The sequence below is a fragment of the Chryseobacterium geocarposphaerae genome, from assembly GCF_002797535.1.
GTDB lineage: Bacteria > Bacteroidota > Bacteroidia > Flavobacteriales > Weeksellaceae > Chryseobacterium > Chryseobacterium geocarposphaerae.
On record NZ_PGFD01000001.1, the window covers coordinates 1,566,213 to 1,584,821 of the forward strand.

Consider the following 18,609-nt stretch of genomic DNA (forward strand, 5'->3'; position numbering starts at 1 on the left):
TAAATAAATAGACAAACAAGAAAGCAAGTTAAGTATTTTAATGCAAACATTGCTTATTGTCGCCTATTCCAGACTGAAACTCTAAATCCTAATTTTAGTTTTTCCGTTATATATTCTTCCGCCTTTTATGATTAAAATACTATTTGAGAGACCAGATAAAAATTATGTGACACTATTACATATCAATAGTGCCACATAATTTTTATAAGTGTCCAAAATTTTATATTTCATTATCGTCAGACTAATCCGTATTCCATCGCTAATTTTACTGCAGTACTTATATTTGTGGTTTTGAATTTGGCAATCAGGTTTTTGCGATGACTTTCTACTGTATGTGGACTGATGCACAGCTTATCCGCTATTTGAATTGTGGTAAGACCTAAAGATGCTTCCTGCAAAATTTCTTTTTCTCTACGGGTTAATTTAGGTATCGTATTTAATCCGGAATTCGCTTTCATCTCTACAATTTTTTTAGTTTGATTGCATAAAAACTTCTCCCCTTTAAGTATGGTCTGTATTCCTAAAATGATTTCTGAGACCAAAGCATTCTTCTGTATATATCCCATAGCACCTTCTTCCAGAGTACTATTGATCACTGCAAACTCATTATGCACACTCAAAATCATGATCTGAATAGCCGGATATTTTTTTAATATGGGTTTAATCAAATCTATACTATTGCCATCGGACAGGTTAATGTCTAGTAATAAAACATCTAAAGCCTGGTTTTCCAGTCCTTTAAAAAGTTCAGTTGAAGAGGAATAGCAGCCAACAATCATAAAATTCTCCTGCTGGGAAAGAATATTTTTTAGGCCTTCCAAAAGTAATGGATGATCATCGGTTATAGCAATTTTAATCATAATCTTTTTATTTGGGAAATTTGATTTCAATATTGGTTCCTATATTGATTTGGGATTCTATCTGCATTGTTCCTTTCAAAAACTCAACCCGCGAACGTATATTGTGAAATCCTGCAGAATGCAGATGATTCAGAATACTTGTGTCAAATCCTTTTCCGTCGTCTTCTGCAATAATGACGTAATCGGATTCATTTTCGATGAACTGAATAATAATTTGCTCTGCAACAGCATGTTTTACAGCATTATTGACCAATTCCTGAACAATCCTGTAAACCAACAACTGACTTTCCGGTGGCAGCTGATTGGTATAATATAAAAACTGAACATCAATATCCAGCTTCGGGGTGGCCATTCGAGACACATATTCCGTCAATGTTTCCTGAAGGCCATACTTCAGCAACAGATCCGGCATAAGATTATGGGCAACGCGGCGCAGTTCGTCAACGGCAATATCAATCTGTGCCATTGACCTTTCTATTTGCGGCTGATCTTCATCCTTTGATTTATCCTTTAATAAAAATAGATTCATTTTGGTACCGGAAAGCAAACTTCCGAGACCGTCGTGCAGATCCCGGGCAATTCTTTCCCTTTCCTGTTCCTGGCCTTTTAGCATCAATGTAAGATTGGATATTTTCGAACTCTGGGTCATCTTTTCCATTTCAAGAAGATGTAATTTTTCTTTTTGCCTGATACCTTTTGTTCTCTGAAAATAAGCATAAAGGAGAAGTACAAGCAATAAAGAAACTGAAGCTGTCAAACCAATATAAAATGTATTGATTTTCTCTTTATAACTGATCCGTTCTTTATAGAGATCCACTTCTTGTTTTCTATTAAAGGATTCCAGTTGCGACAAACGAAGTTCCTGGGCTTTTTTACTGTTTTCTATTTCAGTAAATTTCAGTTTTCTAAGCTGGTTTTCTTTCGTTAATTCAAGATTTTCCAATTTCTGAGCCTGCCGTAAACTTTGCCAACTCATTTCTTTAAGCTGCTGTTCCTGCTTTTGAGAGGCTAACTGTAAGCGGAGCAATTGTTGCTTTTGCTTCTCCCTTTCATATTGCACCTCCAGTTTTTTGCCTAAAGCCGCATTCTTTTGATCATAGATTTGTTTAAAGGTTTCTATATATTTCTTTTGGTAGAATATAGCCTCTTTAAAATTATTTTCATTTTGGAAAAGCTGGGAAAGGTTTTCAAAAATGGCCAGCTTGATCTGCGGATTAGTATCATTACTGTATTCTGATTCTGCAAGTGCTGTTAACAGATAATCTTTTGCTTCTTTATTATTCCCATTCTGTAAGGCTATTTCAGCCAGAAGACCGCTTGCGGAAGCCACATGGTCATGATTTTCTGTAGCAATACCCTGGGCTTTAGCCAAATTAGCATAATACAGCGCTTTCCCTTTGTAGGATTTAGGGAAGTAATTTAAATACAAATTAGCCAGATTTATCGCCACAAAAGAAAGATGGGAAGGAATCGGCATACGTGTCTTATTGGCATTATAAGTATCTATCGCTTTGATATAGTATGACTCTGCACTTCGGATAAAAGTTTTATTTTCAGTAGATTCATACCGCTTTTCATATACATATCCCATAGCCATATAAGCCTCAAACAAACCCATTGGATCATTTTGCTGCAAGGCAATTTCCAATGATAACTTACTGTATTTTTCCTGCAGTTCATACTCATTCCAATCGGCGTAAATGCTATTAAGTTCCCGATATACAGATGCCTTTCTACCGTTTAAACTTTCAGAATTAGTGGATTTTTCATAGAATGATAAAGCTTTTAAAAAGTAGCGGATCGCTTCAGCTTCTTTATTATTACGGGCACAGATCCAGCCCAGTCCATAGGCTACATATCCTTTTGTTTCCTGATCTTTTGTTTTTAATTCATAGAATTGGGCAAGCCTGGACGCATTTTCAGAGGCTTTAACATTATCCAACAGCTTATAATTTATTGCCGCAACTGTATATAAATAAGCAGCATATTTTCCGTCTGTCTCCTTTTTGGCATAAGCAATATTTTCATTTAAAATGGCAAGAGCTTTATTTTCTTGTTTATTAAAGAAAAGGGCTTGTGCATATTTTCCGGTTATCATCATTCGCCGGATGCTTCCCGGCTTATATTTTTGGTATTGCTGTTCCAGATTATTGGTCAATTTCTGTGCCGATGTGCCGTGGCCTGTTAATACAAGACATATAAAAATAATGGTGAAACGAAAAAAAGAAAAAATTTTGATCAGCATTTTTTAGGTGATGAAAGGGTGCAAAGTTATCACTTTATCATTTCTTCCGGGTTATTTTTCATATTCAATTATAATATGACAGTATATACTGTCAATAGAGTGATGTTAAAAATCGTTATTCTTATTCAATTTTTCAATCCCTGATTTCAGCTAATTTGCCTTCCTATTTCATTCATTAAAAATTAGCTGAAATCAGGGATTTTTTTAGAGGTTAATTTTCCTCAAATTTGCCCAAGATATTTCTAAAAACACAAATGATGAAGAAATATCTAATGATATGAATACCTGTAATTACAATAACGAATTGGAATTTTAGAGTCCCAGGATTTGCGTATTTTAAGCATATCAAAAAAAGTAAACAATGAAGAAGCGAATTATTTTTTTATCAACCCTGATTGTACTGTTTTCCTGTAAAGACAAAACAGAAAAAACCGAGCACCATACGAACAATGATAAAAAAGAAAATCATTTAAATAATAAAACTACCGAAACCAAACCCGCAGTAACTGAAAAAATAAATGATACTTTCGAAATTCTCATTCCTAAAGAATATCGGGACCAGGGGGAAGAAAATGAAGTCAATGAATTAACAAAGAACTGGCTCGATTTATACAAAAAGAATGGAAAGTATTATTTAGGTAAAGCAGATTATAATATTGCCAGAGGTTTTTCCGAATGTTCCGGGGATTCTACAAAGGTTATTCATTCTAAAAACAATTCCATTTTACTGATGAACAGTCCTCAACTGGCACTTGGTGAAGTAGAGACCATTACAATTGGGAAAAATAAAATTTGGCCAAAAGAGAAATTGAAATTCCGTTTTGCCAATCAAGAATATACATTGCGTGCAGAAGGTAAGGTACTTTCATCGGAAAAAATAACCACCGATAATGGTGAGGAAATATTTCAAAATGTAAAAAATTACAAACTGTATATATCAACAACTAATGCTCCGGAACAGCTTTTCTTAGAAGAAGAATCATTTAATGACACTTTTGTTGAGCTTCTTTTTATCGGGGATATTGATAAGGATGGGAAACCTGACTTCATTTTTGGTGCCAACAGAGATTACGAAGAAGAACGGGTGATTTTATACCTTTCTTCCAGAGCAACCAAAGGGAAATTAATTAAAAAAGTATCGGAAGCAGATATCCAATTTGATTGTTAAAATATCAACTGGTAACATTTACTTAGTTACAATAAGCCCTAAAAGCAATTTCTTTCGATTATTTAATAAAAGCACATATATGCTTTATGGCTTTTTTATATTCCTAAATCTTAAAAAAACATGAAAAAATTATTTACATCAGCGGTTCTAGCCCTGATCATAAGCATTCACGCAAGTGCACAGGAAAAAATCTATTTTGATGAAAACTGGGAAAAAACCACCCCAGGCAAAATGGAATATTATCGTGAAACAGAAAGCAAAGGAAAACTTACCTTAATCAGAGATTATTATAAAAATGGAACGCTTCAAATGGAAGGTCTTGTTTCTGATGCCACACCGGGAAGTGAAGTCTTCGAAGGTAAAATTACATGGTACAATCCTGAAGGTAAGATATTGAGTACAGGGACATTTTCCGGAGGCAACCAGATTGGGCCGGCTAAAACTTTTGATGAACAGGGAAGAATTCTGGAGGATCTGACTTATAAAGCAGATGGCACTTTTACAGGTAAGATTTACATGTATAAAAATCCGGAAGAAATGTCTTATAATAATACGGTTACAACCTATGACACTCCGGATAATTTCAGGTCGGTGGTTTATGACGAAGATATAAAAGGAATACGTTATGAAATCATCACCGATAATAAAAAAGGGTCGTATGAAACTAAATTCTATGGTGAAAAAGGAAAATATATTGGCTCCAATAACTCTGGAAATTCCGGGGATAATGTAACGGTAGAGTATTATTATGATCCGATGAAAGTTGCTAAAATTGAAAAGCAAAATAAAGACGGAATAGTAACGGAAAGTATCATCTACTCCAAAAAAGGCGACATACTACAGGAAGAAAAGAAAAGCAGAAAAGACGGCTATAAGAAAACCTATGACGAAACCGGTAAGCAAATAGGTAATCTGGCTTACATTTACGACAAAGAAAACGAGTTCTATAAACCGTTTGAAGGCGAGGATTACCAATTCAATTATCTGTATTCAGGTTTTACTTCTATCGATACTTATAAAAACGGAGCTTCCGTTCTTAAAAAGTTTTTTGATGAAGATGGGAAATTGTCTTACGAACAGACATTGAAGGATGAAATGATCCAGGACATCAAATATTATGATCCGGACGGAAAACTGAAAGGAGCAATAACTTATAAAGATGATATGCCTGATACGGGTACTCTTTACGAAGGTCTTATCGAACAGCAATATAAAGATGGCGTTTTAGTGAATTCAAAATCTCTCAGAGAAGATGGAAAATTAAAAAAAGAAACAAAGATCAATAAGGATCAAACTGTATACAATTCTACTGTTTATGATGAAAATGGAACTGTTGCCTATACGTATAGTCAGCCGGTTGACCAGGAAAGTGGTTTCACAGCACAGATTGTACAGTATGCTAAGGGAAAAGCTGCCAATAAAGCAGTTGTAAAAGATGGCGTACTTCAAAGCGGAAAAATTAAATATAAATGTCAACACGGTTTAAAGGAGCTCGAGCGTAATGGAAAATGGGTGCTGATAAAGCTTTTCAGCCAGGAAGGAAAATTAATTCAGGAATCTAAAGTTCTTGCAGAAATGGAGGAAGAGCAGGATCCTTACAATTCATTAAATACCCTGATTACCGAAGATGATCTTCAGTATGAATTTTATGAATCTTTATAAATATCTAAATATATAACAGATTATTTTAAGACCAACCAATCGCAGGAAGTATTTCACCAAATCAAATTTAAATACAAAGGACATTATAGTTTATCTCCAACAACAGTCCAAATTCAAATTCCTGCGATTTGGGTGGTAATTCATCTGATATTTATCTTTTTGTATATTCATAAGTTTTAGACTTTAATCTTCTTTCATAATCAAAGCTGTCTAAGTAAAAAGAACCTCAACAGTTATTGATGAAGCAAATTAAATTACATTAAAAGGCTGATCTTACGATCAGCCTTTTGAATTTCTACTTTATTTATCAAAATAAATATTACCAGCTTTTAATTTGTTATCTACTATTTACCAAACAAAATCACACGGCTGCTGTCTTTCTGCAATCACTCGTAATGAATTTGTGACATACAATCTAAGGAAACAATGCTGTTCTATATAATATATGGTTTTACCATTTATCTGAACTTCCAGACCATTACCTTTTTGATCAAAATTATAAATGACTATCTGTTGTTTAGGGTAAATTTTATTAAAATTAACACGCATATCAACCTGGTCCGCTACAATATGGATAAGCCTATTTCTATCATCTACATCGAGGGTGCTATAAGCATCGATTCCATATTCGTGCGGATTTAATCTAATGGCATATTTTGCATTAACAATTTCATCTCGGAGAGTAGCTATCTGACCGTCCGGAATGAACATTGTATCTGGTTTTTCCTCCTCTGATTTAAAATTTCCTATGGCCTTAACACAACCTTCAACTCTTACTTTGTTAGAGTCAATATCACCGCCAATTCCGATATTTTTTTTACCTAAATCATAATTGATTCCTTCTAATCCATCAATACTACTTCCATATTTATAATATTCACCAATTTTACCCGCTATAAATGCTTTTTGATGAATATCAATTAATCCTGATTCTCCCCCAATTTTGTCATCTGACAACATCAAACCAGTCCCTAAATTCGTAGTGAACTCTACATTTAACTGGATTTGATTCGCAAAATTAGATGACACCCAGGATTGAGTAGCCAAGAATACATAGCCATCAGTAGCATGATATATATAAGGGGCTCCCGTGGATGAGCCTGAAGAAAAACCTAGTGCATAAGCATTTTCCCAGGTATTAACTTTAGTTGCAGGATTAAAATTAGCCGAAGTCCAGAAATCACTTAAAGGTTTATGATCTCCATATCCTAATAGTACAAAATTGTTTGATGAACCTGCTTTTAAGAATCCGCCTGCTCGAACATTCTGTTTAAACTCACCAAAGCCTGTTGATGTAACTTGAAATAGATTATCAAGTGTAGAATAGTTCTTAACAGCAAATCCTGAACTTACTCCAAAACCGTCCGTATCATCTGAAAAGTGCCTAATATAATGGGCTGTATCGGATGAGCCTTTAAGATAAATAGATTGACCATTCGCCATGGCAAGAGTAGTATAAAACTCCTTTAATGCTGTTATAGCCTGTACTGTATTTGTGGTAACAAATGACTGTCCATTAATCCAATTCTGAGTAGCTATTGTAGCTATTGGAATACGTACTCTTTTAATACCTCCCGGATCTGCTGCATCAGCTATTTGATATGCTCTATTTGTCGTAGTTGTCACACCTGCTGATGTAACATCAGTTACTTTTACAGAAAATCCTTGCCAATAAGATAGTCTTGGGAACCAAAAACAAAGTTCACCATTTAGATTTAAAGCAATAATTTCCGTTAACAGTGGGTGCGTAGAATAACCAACAGCATTGATAATAGTATCATTGTAAATATAACCCTGTATCTTACAATCCATTACCATACCTCCACCATACATGTTTCCTTTAATTTCTACTAAAAATGCAGCACCAGACCATTGAGAGTAGTCTATATTAGTAAGTATTCGGGTACCTTGAGTGAAATCTCTACCTGAATGAAGCCATGCACTATCTTTTGAATCAGGATTGAAATTTCCTGCATTCCAAACTAAATTATCATTTACATATAAACCACCTGAATGATTTAGTTTTAAAGAAGCAGTATTAGCTGTTGAACCAGGCACATTGATTTCTACGTGATCTCCGTAAGTTGGATTCCAACCTCTTCCTAATAATTTTCTCTGAGCCCATCCACTTGCCCCTGCTGTTATAATATTAGTTAAAATATCCGAATAATCAATTGTTGCTCCATTATGAAAATAATCTACATACTTACTATACCTATTACCATCTTGCCAAGGTCCTTGAAATTGCCTTATTCCAAAACCATTTTTATTGAATGCGATTAAGTTTTGCTGTCCTCCTGATGCATCTGTGTAACCACCAAAGTGTAAGAAGTCTGCATAAGTCGATGTCGTTATATCATTATTCCAAGTAGTAAATCCATATGAAATTTGCATTGGAGATATCTCATTAGGATTTATTTCTCTATTATCCTGATAGTCTCTATAATTACCGGAAGCAAAGCTTGTTCTAGGTAAATGTCCTCCTCCTCCTAATAGTAAGTATGAATCATCTGAGCCTCCTTTTATAAACTTGGCAGCATTTACATCTGTCAGTAAAGTACCTGAATAATCCATAAAGTTAAATCCATTAGATCTAAAACTTAATGTAGCAGCATATTGCCCTGGTTGATGAAATCCTATTGATGGGTATACAGTAGAACCGTTACCTCTTGTTTCAATTGCTGTTAAATTATAAGAATTACCGATTGCTCCCGAAAAATATTTTCTTCCTAATATATTTTGCTCTGAATACTTATCAATATACTCTGTACCATCCAAAGAGCCATCAGCCTTTAAAAAGTGGGCGGCTGTACCGCCCACTACTCTATAGCCTTTAGAAGTATTATAATATGCGTATTTTATATCCATATTAAATGTCTTTACTGGTTACTGTTACTGATACAGTATTAGGTAAAGCAGAATCAAATTCAATATCTATTTTATTCGGATCAGTTAATTTTATTCTGCCATCAATTTTGTAAAATGTTACAGTATCATACATTGCAACATCCACATTTCTAGTTCCTAAATTGTGCGCTATACTTGAAGTTCCGGAAATAGCAGTCGTATATGATCTTACAGTATTACTTCCGGCAGTAACTCTACCTTTAGAATCAACAGTAACCTGATCATAAGTTCCGGCGGTTACTCCTGTTGCAGCCAATGTCAATGCAGAGGTAACGTTTACCGAACCGTCAAAGGTTGTCGTCCACGAAGCGTCACCTGTAGCAGAAATTGTTCGCGGTGTTGTCAGTTTTGCCGCCGATCCTGTTGTATTGATTGCTGCAGTCCCCGTTAACAATGTTGCCGGAACAGCAGTAACAGGAATTGCTACATTTCCAGAACCATCAATACTCTGTGCTGTTGCGGTTACTCCGGAAAGCGAAATAGTTCTAGGGGTAATCCATTTAGTAGCGGTAAGAACATTTTTCGCTGCATCTGCCGTATTATCAACGTTACTTAAACCGACATGAGATTTATTTAAAACTACAACACCTGTCAATCCATTTACAGAATCTACAGCACCAGAAGTGATATAAACGAACGTTGTTCCTGTCCATCTGTAAGTTTTGTTAGTGTCAAGAGATACATAAATTTTACCTGTTTCTCCAGCAATAAGATTGGTATAAGCTGCTTCTTTATAAAACTTTCCGTCAGCAGTTTTATAATATCCTTCCAAAACGTCATCCACATAAGATGGCAATTGAGATGCCGGAACCTGCCCTGCTCCATCCAAAGTAGCAACCCCATTTGCCGCACCTTTCTGAGATAATGGGATATAATTAGCCAAATCCGTTGAAGTAGGCATAGAGCCAAGATTCACCGTTATTCCGTTAGCCGTCTGAGTAATTCCGGTAACCACATTTCCTGTACCTGAAGTAGCGACTGGCAAGGAAAATGAAGTTCCTGTTAATGTCAGGCCATTACCTGCGCTATACGTTGTATCGGTAGCAGCTAATGTGATAGTATTCCCGGTTTGATTAATCGTCACGTTAGAACCTGCTGCAAGGGTCACATCGCCGGATACTAAAGATCCTGATGCACCACCTTTCAGACGGGTAATTGTGTCCGGCGTAGTAAATGATCTGTTTGCCGACAAATCATAAACTGTACCATTAATTGTTAATGTCCGCGTTTTAGGCACATAATCTAAAGGATTAAAGTTGCCATCATGCCAAAAAGAATTGATTGACCTCGTGCTACCGCCTGCGGTTAAAATGTCATTGTCTGTTTTTCCTTCGATTTTGTACCCTACAGAGCTTCGATAATAAGCGTATTTAATGTCCATAATTATATTTTTTTAATTGTTAACTGAATGATATTGGGTGGTATTGAATCAAACAACACTTCAATAGTATTGCTGTCTATTCTTCTTACCTTAAGGGGTATTGTAAACATTGTAACTGTGTCGTAAGCATCAATCACAAAACTTAATGTATCAAGATTATGTTTTATCACAGAGTCACCCCTGACTCTCTCTTCATATTTGTTTTTTTCGGAACTGGTGTCATCTTCGATAGTTTCAATTTTATCATATACCAAATCATTGAACTGATTTTGATAAGTGACAGCTCCCCAGTTTAAATAACTTCCAACAAGGCGGATTTTATCATCTGAACTATTGATAACAGCCTCTTTAAGCAATTCTATCTGTTCTTTATTTTCTTTAATATAGTCTACTATTTCCTGAAGCTCATCCAAAGAAGGATCATTGGAAAGGAGTAACCTTTTAATCTTTTCGATCTCCGATGTTAAGTCTTTATCCACATCTTTCAACTTACCAACAAAATCATCTACCTGTATTTTGGTGTACACATTACCCACTTGATCGGAGCTATCAATCGTGGCAATATTGCCAATGCCGAGCTTACTCTTCCAACTCTCTATATGAGCCGGGGCTAGATTACTGGCATCAAGCAGAGCCAGAAATTCCGAATGAGCCTTTGGATCTGTTAAATGCTCTTTAAATGCTTCTGCACTCGCAAACAATTGAAACATTTCTTCAAACCCTTCAATATTCTCTATAGGAATTAAGCTATCCTTATGATAAAAGGATGAAAACGTTTCTTTAAATTGTGCCTCTGTTGGAAAATCTCCAGCTTCAAACCAACTGAAAATTATATCTAGTGGTGTACTCATTTGATTATTTGATAATTAGTTTTGATAAAAATTGATAATTTGAGAGATTCAATAGTGGGTTACAAAACCACCTGCGTTTTTTGCTAATATTTTTGAACTCAATGATGATTCATCTTTTTTAAGAATTCAAATTTTATATTTCTTCGGCTTTTATAAAAGTTTTTTGACCTCTCTATTCTGTAGTTGCAGTACCTTTTGTTTTTTGAAATTGAATGGTACTGATTGTAATTTCAATGCTCAAAATTCACTTTTTTTTCGTTCCTGTGAAAGTTTTTTGGGGTCTCTATTCTGTAGTTGCAGCAAGTCCCAAATCTCATTTTGGTAAATTCAGAACAATTTTTCTGTACAAGGATTCAACAGATAAAAACTATTTATGTATTCCATCATACTTGTACCCGGATTTTTAGAGGTCGTGAAAAAAGTAAGAGCAATTGATTAAAAATTTTAAAAACATAAATTTTATTTTCTATATTTGCCCAGCAAAAAAAGAAATGATATTATCTAACTTAAAAAAGGGAAAGAAACAGTACTTACGTCGAACGTCGTGAGTCATTTTCCTTTGGTTAGAACCCACATACAGGAGCTTGTCATCACGACAAGCTCTTTTTTTGTTTTAATAATTAACATTTTTACCTATACTATGAAAGTTTTAAAATTTGGAGGCACTTCGGTTGGAAGTCCGGAAAGGATTGAGCAGTTATTACCTATTATCAGTTCTCAGGCAGCAGACAAACACCTGGTTGTTTTATCAGCCGTATCAGGAACCACTAATGATTTGGTAACCTTATCCACATTATATGCAAAAAAAGACATTCAAGCCGCTTACGCACACATTGACAAGCTTTATGAGCAATATAAAAAATTTGTTCATCAATTATTTAAAACGGAAGAAGGTATTTTAGAAGCTACCGAGTTCATTGACAAAATATTCGATTTATTTTACCAATTTAAGAATAAGAATTTCACCTCAACTGCTGAACGAATCATTCTTGCTCAAGGTGAAATCATTTCCACTACCCTTTTCCATTTGCATTTAAAAGAAATTGAAGTTCCTTCTGTACTTTTACCAGCGCTGGATTTTATGCTGATTGATGAAAACAACGAGCCCGATATCGAATATCTTCAAGAGCACCTAAGTGTGGAAATTGCAAAATATCCTGAGGAAAAACTGTTTATCACGCAAGGTTATATCTGCAAAAATGCTGAAGGGGAAATTGATAATCTTCGCCGTGGAGGTTCTGATTATACTGCTTCATTAATAGGTGCGGCACTACAGGTTGAAGAGATTCAGATCTGGACAGATATTGATGGATTTCACAATAATGATCCGAGATATGTACCAAATACAAAATCCATTGCCAAACTTAGTTTTGATGAAGCGGCAGAGCTGTCCTATTTTGGAGCCAAAATCCTGCATCCCCAAAGCGTTTTCCCGGCAAGAAAATATAATGTTCCTGTAAGATTACTGGATACAATGAACCCAACAGCACAAGGCACGTTGATTTCAGGAGAAACCAGCAATCAGAATCAGATTGTAGCCATCGCTGCTAAAGACGGTATTACAGCGATCCGTATTCAATCTTCCCGAATGCTGATGGCATACGGATTCTTGAGAAAGGTTTTTGAAGTTTTTGAACGTTTCAAAACTCCTATTGATATGATCACAACTTCTGAAGTAGCCGTTTCACTTACCATAGATGAAACCGGCTCTCTTCCTGAAATTATAAAAGAGCTGGAACTATTTTCTGCCGTTGAAATTGACAATGATCAATCGATCATCTGTATTGTCGGAGATTTCAGAAAAAGCAATCACGGATATGCAAGCATTGTTTCGGATGCCGTAAAACATATCCCTATTAGAATGATCTCTTACGGAGGAAGCGAAAATAATATTTCATTGCTGGTTCCTTCCACTCACAAAATTGAAGCATTAAGATCTTTACACAACAGATTATTTTAACTTATTTAAACTTATTTTATCAAAAATCACTTTACTCGTAAAGTGATTTTTGATATATATGTTCTATAAAAATAGTACATAGCTATATAATAAAAGTGGAACATAAATATTCGTAAAGTTTAAAAATTCTTTTCTAGCTTTGCTTTAATGAAAAAATTTCCAAACTTTAAAGCGCTAATTAATTATTACTCCACTGAAAAAGGAGGACTGGTAAGTCCTGTATCTACAGGATTTCGGGCAACATTTCTGTTTCCTTTTGAATTGCAGACTTATATTGGTGCTCAGACTTTTGAAGAGGAAGAGCTTATTTTTCCCGGAGACTCTGTTACCGTTGATGTTACACTGATCAATGCGGAATTATTTCTGGATAAATTGTATACCGGAATGGATTTCGAAATTTCCGACAATACCGGCACGATTGGTAACGGGATCATCGTTGCTGTTTATTCTTAATTTTTAGGCAAATCAACTATTATCTTTATTCTGAAAAGCTTTATTGGCGATTAAATTAGCCATTATTTTCATCTTTCTTTACTCTTTCATTTCACGTAAGTTGGATTTAGCCGTAAGTTTTCTTATATTTAGGCAGCAACGTACTTCTATGAAAAATCTAATATTTTTAAATCTTCTTTTATTGTTGCTTGTAAACTGCAATAACAAGGATAAAACGAAAGAATTAGCTTTAAAAGAGCAGCAGCTCTTGGAAAAAGAAAAATTATTTGCCCAAAAGGAAGCAGAATACAATGCTTTGCTGAAAATGAGAGACAGCATTTTTAATACACAACATGCAGATTCAATCAAAATTATTAAATGGCCTGATAGTATTGCTGGGTCATGGACCGGAAAAGTGGTCTGTACTGAATCTAACTGCAGCGATTATGTTGTCGGAGATCAACGAACCGATATTTGGGAATTTGCCAGTGACTCTATTCAGCTATTCACAAAAATCATCAACAATAATAATTTGGTAAGATCATATTCCGGTAATTTTGAGAATAACGAGATCAGGCTTAATTTCAAAACAGATTCTACTGCCAAAAAAAAGGTGGATATGAATGTTTTGCTCAATGATATTTCGGCAGATAAAATCCGGGGAACAAGGACTATAGCTGTTGACAATTGCATGGCAAAATTCTCAGTTGAGCTGATACGTTCTAAAAAATAAATGTTCATGACTTTACTTACCCTACATACAAATCTTCCCGTTGAAGATCCAGTACTGAAATTTCTTTTGGTTCTCATCATTATTCTGGCAGCACCACTTTTATTGAATAAGATTAAAGTTCCTCATTTACTGGGTTTAATTATAGCCGGAGCAGTTATTGGTCCCAATGGATTCAATATTCTGGCAAGAGACAGCAGTATTGTTGTGACCGGAACAACCGGGCTTCTTTATATCATGTTTTTGGCGGGTCTGGAAATAGACATGGGGGATTTTAAAAAAAATAAATGGAAAAGTCTCACTTTTGGAATCTACACCTTTACTGTACCTTTTATTTTAGGGTATCTGGGAGGAGTCTATATTCTGAATTTCTCGGTACTGACTTCCATACTTTTTGCAAGTTTATTTTCATCGCACACGTTAATAGCTTATCCTTTAGTCAGTAAATTAGGAATATCCAAAAACTCTGCAGTGAACATCACCGTGGGCGGAACAATGATTACCGATATTTTAGCACTCCTGGTCCTTGCGATTATTGTAGGAATGTCTCAGGGAGATGTTAAGACAGAATTCTGGGTCAAACTTTCAGTTTCTTTTATTGCATTTGCTTTGGTTGTACTGCTGATATTCCCGATTATCGGACGATGGTTTTTCAAAAAGGTAGATGATAAAATTTCCCAATATATCTTTGTTTTGGTAATGATTTACCTTGCTGCCCTATTAGCAGAATTTGCAGGCGTTGAAGCAATCATAGGCGCATTCTTTGCGGGGCTGGCTTTGAACAGGCTTATTCCGCATACTTCTTCATTGATGAACCGCGTAGAATTTGTAGGGAATGCGATATTCATTCCGTTCTTCCTTATCAGTGTCGGAATGCTGATAGATTTTAAAGTTTTTTTTAAAAGCTGGGAAACTTTAGAAGTGGCGGCAATTATGCTTATTGCATCTATAGGAGGAAAATATCTTTCTGCTGTTATGACCCAAAAAACTTTCAGACTTAGCAAAGAAGAAGGTCTGTTAATTTTCGGATTAAGTTCCGCATCTGCTGCTGCCACATTAGCTTCTGTAATGGTTGGATACAATATTATTCTTTCCGAAAGTGAAACAGGAGAACCCGTTAGATTATTAAATGAACACGTTTTAAATGGGAGTATTCTATTAATTCTCATCTCATGTACTATTTCATCATTTATATCAATGTCTAATGCACAAAAAATTGCAGAGCAAGATAATGAAGAGACCGTATCCGGAAACAGTCACGAACAGGAAAATATTCTTTTGGCACTGAATTATGAAACAACAGTGGAAAGAATGGTTAATCTTGGGATTTTAATTAAAGCACCTACCAATCTGGAAAGCCTGTTTGCTTTAAATGTCATTAATGAAGATAAAAATGAATCGTCCGTAAAAAATGCCGAGAAACTATTACATCAGGCTACTGATGTTGCCGCTGCCGCAGATGTAAAAATACAGTCTTTAAAAAGATATGATAATGACGTGATCAACGGAATAAACAACGTCATTAAAGAACAAAATATTACAGACCTCATCATTGGGCTGGAAGATGATAAAGGCTTCTCCCCGTCCTTTGTTTATAATCTTTATAATGGATATCTACAGAATGATGATGTGAATGTAATGGTTTACCACGCCGCACAACCTTTATCTACCATAAAAAGATACGCTGTTATGATTCCGGAGAATGCACACCGCGAAGCCGGATTTTTCCATGCTTTGCTCAGAGTATGGAATATCGCACGGAATTCCGGGGCAACCATCACTTTTTACGCTTCTGAAGAAATTATAGCAATCCTGCAGAGAATTATAAAAAAAGCCAATATTGAAGCGGAATTCATCATCCTAAATAAATGGAAAGATGGCGAAAAAACAGCAACGGAACTGAGAGATAACGAAGCGCTTATTATTTTTATGGCAAAAAGAGGAATGATATCTTATATTCCTCAGATGAGACTGATTCCTGAACTGCTGAACAGATATTTGATCGATAAAAATTATTTGCTTATTTTTCCTTTTTCTGAATTTGACAATACCAATACTGAAAAAAGGTCGGTAGGAAATCATGTTGACTTTATAGAAATCGGAAAAATCATCACTAAAATTTTTAAATAGCATTTTAATGAGTTTTTAAATTGCTCTTTAAAAATTAACGATGAAAAATAAAAGGTAAATAGCAGCTTTCTATTTACCTTTTATTTTGACATTTTATACTTGTTCTATGATATATTTTGCTACTTTTTCTTCAAGATCATCCAGATCAAAAGGTTTTGAAATATAATCATCTGCCAAAGCTTCCGATGCCAGAGCAGCAATATTATTATTTGCTGTCATGTAGATTACCGGAATATGCTTAAATTCTTCATTGTTTTTAAGGATTTTGGTAGCTTCCACGCCTCCGATCTTCGGAATCCAGTTATCCATTAAAATAACATCCGGTCTACATTCAGCTACTTTTTCAAGAATATCGTGTGAAGTCTCCGAAATCCTGACTTCGTAGCCATTTTCTTCAAAGATGATAGTAACTACTTCTAAAATAGCAGCATCATCATCAAATATTAAAATTTTCTTATTCTCCATATTTTTATGTTTAATTCATTCTATATATTATAATTGATTGATATCATTCGCTAAACTATCCGGTCTTATGATGAGATCATAATCAATTTCTTCCATGGCATGCTTAGGCATATAATCCACTTCTGCTGTTTCAGGATCCTGGATCCAGATTTTTCCTTTATACTTTTTTATGTAGCTCAATCCTTCGGTTCCATCAGCATTTGCCCCTGATAAAAGAATTCCTATCATATTTTTTCCATAAATTTCTGCCGCACTTCTAAAAGTAACATCAATGGAAGGACGGGAATAATTCATTTTCTCCGAACTGTCCAATGACATATATTTTTTGCTTTCAAACAGCAAATGATAGTCTGCGGGAACAATATATATGACATTATTCTTAATCTCAGTTTTGTCCTCAACTTCAACAACCGGTTTTCTTGTAAACTGCTCCAGCAAGGTACGCAAAATATCACCAGATTGTGCTTTGCGATGAACAACCAGTACAATGGGAATATCTACTGTGTCATCAAGATTTTTGATCATTTGTATAATGACCTGCAAACTCCCTGCTGATCCTCCGATAACAATTAACTCTATGGTACCCTGTGATTCCAATCTCTAAATTTATTTAATGATGATCAATTTTTTTCCAGATTTTCTGTTCTTCGACCTGATGATAGTTCCTCTCTATAGTAGAAAACCTAAGGGTTTCTTTCGCTCCCAGCGCCAAAAATCCCAGATTTTCCAAGCTATTATCAAACAAATTGAAAACTCTTTCCTGTAATTCCCTGTCAAAATAAATCAAAACATTTCTGCAAATAATCAGTTGAAAGCTGTTAAAAGAGCTGTCCGAAACCAAATTATGGGTAGATAAAATCAGTTTTTCCTGTAAACTTTTGTCAAACCTCACACTATCATAATTAGCGGTATAATACGTAGAAAAATCTTTAATTCCTCCTGAAAGCATATAATTCTCAGAATACTGTTTCATCTGCTGCAAAGGAAAAACACCCGCTCTTGCAGTTTCCAAAACAGAAGGATTCAGGTCCGTACCATAAATAAGAGATTTATGATAAAGCCCGGCTTCTTTCAGCAAAATGGCTATAGAATAGGCTTCTTCACCTGTTGAGCAACCGGCAATCCATATCCTGATCAGCGGATAGGTGCCAAGCTGCGGTAATATATCTTCTCTTAAAGCTTTAAAAAAAAGAGGGTCTCTGAACATTTCTGTGACGTTTACAGTGATTTCTTCTACAAAACGCGTTATATAGTCCGGATCATTCATGATCGTGTATCTAAGCTCGGCAAAGCTGGTAAACCTATCCAAGAGACATATCCTGTTCATTCTTCTTTTAAGGGAAGCTCTGCTGTAGCCCGAAAAATCATAGCCATACATCTCATAGACATCATGAATAAGGTATTCTACCTCCTGATCTTTTATGATATTCGGTTCCAGCATTTAGATAAATTTTTCTATCGCAGTTAATAAAAGATCTACATCAATGGGCTTTGAGATATAATCATTCGCACCCACTTCAATACATTTCTGACGGTCTTCAGGCATTGCCTGTGCAGTCACTGCAATAATGGGAATATCTTTGATTTCAGGAGTGTTTCTTATGATTCTGACGGCTTCATAGCCATCTATTTCGGGCATCATCATATCCATCAAAATAACAGAAAAATCGTATTCAGACTTCAGAATATCAAAAGCTTCCTGAGCCATTGTACAAGTTTCAACGGCATAACCACGCGCCTTAAGGGTTAGCTTTAAAGCAAATATATTACGTGGATCATCATCCACTATTAAAATTTTCTTATTCATCAGAATTTTAT

The 18,609-nt window shown here is 35.2% G+C and carries 15 protein-coding genes; 6 read left to right on the plus strand and 9 right to left on the minus strand.

Features of this window, described 5'->3' with window-relative positions; translation table 11 throughout:
• Window positions 1-236 precede the first annotated feature (236 nt).
• Complete coding sequence (locus CLV73_RS06935) at window positions 237-860, minus strand: response regulator transcription factor (protein WP_100376114.1); 624 nt, start codon at window positions 858-860, stop codon at window positions 237-239.
• 7 nt (window positions 861-867) lie between these two features.
• Complete coding sequence (locus CLV73_RS06940) at window positions 868-3,105, minus strand: ATP-binding protein (RefSeq protein WP_100376115.1); 2,238 nt, start codon at window positions 3,103-3,105, stop codon at window positions 868-870.
• Between the two features lie 361 nt (window positions 3,106-3,466).
• On the opposite strand from CLV73_RS06940, the gene CLV73_RS06945 reads away from it, so the two are divergent.
• Window positions 3,467-4,273: a hypothetical protein gene (locus CLV73_RS06945; RefSeq protein ID WP_100376116.1), complete on the plus strand. Its 807-nt coding sequence runs from the start codon at window positions 3,467-3,469 to the stop codon at window positions 4,271-4,273.
• Between the two features lie 120 nt (window positions 4,274-4,393).
• Window positions 4,394-5,935 (plus strand): toxin-antitoxin system YwqK family antitoxin, encoded by a 1,542-nt coding sequence (locus CLV73_RS06950; RefSeq protein ID WP_100376117.1) that lies wholly within the window; start codon window positions 4,394-4,396, stop codon window positions 5,933-5,935.
• A gap of 348 nt (window positions 5,936-6,283) precedes the next feature.
• On the opposite strand, the gene CLV73_RS06955 is transcribed toward CLV73_RS06950, so the two are convergent.
• The 3 genes from CLV73_RS06955 to CLV73_RS06965 are packed head-to-tail and all read right to left on the minus strand — an operon-like array spanning window position 6,284 to window position 11,074.
• The gene (locus CLV73_RS06955; RefSeq protein WP_100376118.1) at window positions 6,284-8,803 is read right to left on the minus strand and encodes a hypothetical protein; all 2,520 of its coding nucleotides are present in this window, start codon (window positions 8,801-8,803) and stop codon (window positions 6,284-6,286) included.
• Window position 8,804: 1 nt separating this feature from the next.
• Window positions 8,805-10,223 (minus strand): phage tail protein, encoded by a 1,419-nt coding sequence (locus tag CLV73_RS06960; RefSeq protein WP_100376119.1) that lies wholly within the window; start codon window positions 10,221-10,223, stop codon window positions 8,805-8,807.
• Between the two features lie 2 nt (window positions 10,224-10,225).
• Window positions 10,226-11,074, minus strand: coding sequence for a hypothetical protein (locus tag CLV73_RS06965; protein ID WP_100376120.1), 849 nt, complete (start codon window positions 11,072-11,074; stop codon window positions 10,226-10,228).
• Between the two features lie 640 nt (window positions 11,075-11,714).
• Between CLV73_RS06965 and CLV73_RS06975 the strand changes: the two genes are divergently transcribed.
• From CLV73_RS06975 to CLV73_RS06990, 4 genes are all read left to right on the plus strand, one after another.
• Window positions 11,715-13,034: an aspartate kinase gene (locus CLV73_RS06975; protein WP_100376122.1), complete on the plus strand. Its 1,320-nt coding sequence runs from the start codon at window positions 11,715-11,717 to the stop codon at window positions 13,032-13,034.
• A 147-nt stretch (window positions 13,035-13,181) separates the two neighbouring features.
• Complete coding sequence (locus CLV73_RS06980) at window positions 13,182-13,487, plus strand: hypothetical protein (protein ID WP_100376123.1); 306 nt, start codon at window positions 13,182-13,184, stop codon at window positions 13,485-13,487.
• Window positions 13,488-13,635: 148 nt separating this feature from the next.
• Window positions 13,636-14,199: a hypothetical protein gene (locus tag CLV73_RS06985; RefSeq protein ID WP_100376124.1), complete on the plus strand. Its 564-nt coding sequence runs from the start codon at window positions 13,636-13,638 to the stop codon at window positions 14,197-14,199.
• 6 nt (window positions 14,200-14,205) lie between these two features.
• Entirely contained in the window at window positions 14,206-16,326 is a 2,121-nt protein-coding gene (locus CLV73_RS06990; protein WP_100377012.1) for a cation:proton antiporter, read from the plus strand.
• Between the two features lie 93 nt (window positions 16,327-16,419).
• On the opposite strand, the gene CLV73_RS06995 is transcribed toward CLV73_RS06990, so the two are convergent.
• The 4 genes from CLV73_RS06995 to CLV73_RS07010 are packed head-to-tail and all read right to left on the minus strand — an operon-like array spanning window position 16,420 to window position 18,598.
• Window positions 16,420-16,791, minus strand: coding sequence for a response regulator (locus CLV73_RS06995; RefSeq protein WP_100376125.1), 372 nt, complete (start codon window positions 16,789-16,791; stop codon window positions 16,420-16,422).
• Window positions 16,792-16,818: 27 nt separating this feature from the next.
• Window positions 16,819-17,388 (minus strand): chemotaxis protein CheB, encoded by a 570-nt coding sequence (locus CLV73_RS07000; protein WP_100376126.1) that lies wholly within the window; start codon window positions 17,386-17,388, stop codon window positions 16,819-16,821.
• 13 nt (window positions 17,389-17,401) lie between these two features.
• Window positions 17,402-18,232 carry a CheR family methyltransferase gene (locus tag CLV73_RS07005; protein ID WP_100376127.1) on the minus strand — a complete coding sequence of 277 codons (831 nt, stop codon included), beginning with the start codon at window positions 18,230-18,232 and terminating at the stop codon, window positions 17,402-17,404.
• Entirely contained in the window at window positions 18,233-18,598 is a 366-nt protein-coding gene (locus tag CLV73_RS07010) for a response regulator (RefSeq protein ID WP_185116760.1), read from the minus strand.
• Window positions 18,599-18,609: the final 11 nt, after the last annotated feature.

Excerpts from the sequence above, each read along its gene's own strand:
- CLV73_RS06950 (WP_100376117.1), top strand. The coding sequence starts at position 4,394 with ATGAAAAAATTATTTACATCAGCGGTTCTAGCCCTGATCATAAGCATT.
- CLV73_RS06960 (WP_100376119.1), bottom strand. The coding sequence starts at position 10,223 with ATGGACATTAAATACGCTTATTATCGAAGCTCTGTAGGGTACAAAATC.
- CLV73_RS06935 (WP_100376114.1), bottom strand. The coding sequence starts at position 860 with ATGATTAAAATTGCTATAACCGATGATCATCCATTACTTTTGGAAGGC.
- CLV73_RS06990 (WP_100377012.1), top strand. The coding sequence starts at position 14,206 with ATGACTTTACTTACCCTACATACAAATCTTCCCGTTGAAGATCCAGTA.
- CLV73_RS06955 (WP_100376118.1), bottom strand. The coding sequence starts at position 8,803 with ATGGATATAAAATACGCATATTATAATACTTCTAAAGGCTATAGAGTA.
- CLV73_RS06975 (WP_100376122.1), top strand. The coding sequence starts at position 11,715 with ATGAAAGTTTTAAAATTTGGAGGCACTTCGGTTGGAAGTCCGGAAAGG.
- CLV73_RS06965 (WP_100376120.1), bottom strand. The coding sequence starts at position 11,074 with ATGAGTACACCACTAGATATAATTTTCAGTTGGTTTGAAGCTGGAGAT.
- CLV73_RS06980 (WP_100376123.1), top strand. The coding sequence starts at position 13,182 with ATGAAAAAATTTCCAAACTTTAAAGCGCTAATTAATTATTACTCCACT.
- CLV73_RS06945 (WP_100376116.1), top strand. The coding sequence starts at position 3,467 with ATGAAGAAGCGAATTATTTTTTTATCAACCCTGATTGTACTGTTTTCC.
- CLV73_RS06995 (WP_100376125.1), bottom strand. The coding sequence starts at position 16,791 with ATGGAGAATAAGAAAATTTTAATATTTGATGATGATGCTGCTATTTTA.
- CLV73_RS06940 (WP_100376115.1), bottom strand. The coding sequence starts at position 3,105 with ATGCTGATCAAAATTTTTTCTTTTTTTCGTTTCACCATTATTTTTATA.
- CLV73_RS06985 (WP_100376124.1), top strand. The coding sequence starts at position 13,636 with ATGAAAAATCTAATATTTTTAAATCTTCTTTTATTGTTGCTTGTAAAC.
- CLV73_RS07010 (WP_185116760.1), bottom strand. The coding sequence starts at position 18,598 with ATGAATAAGAAAATTTTAATAGTGGATGATGATCCACGTAATATATTT.
- CLV73_RS07005 (WP_100376127.1), bottom strand. The coding sequence starts at position 18,232 with ATGCTGGAACCGAATATCATAAAAGATCAGGAGGTAGAATACCTTATT.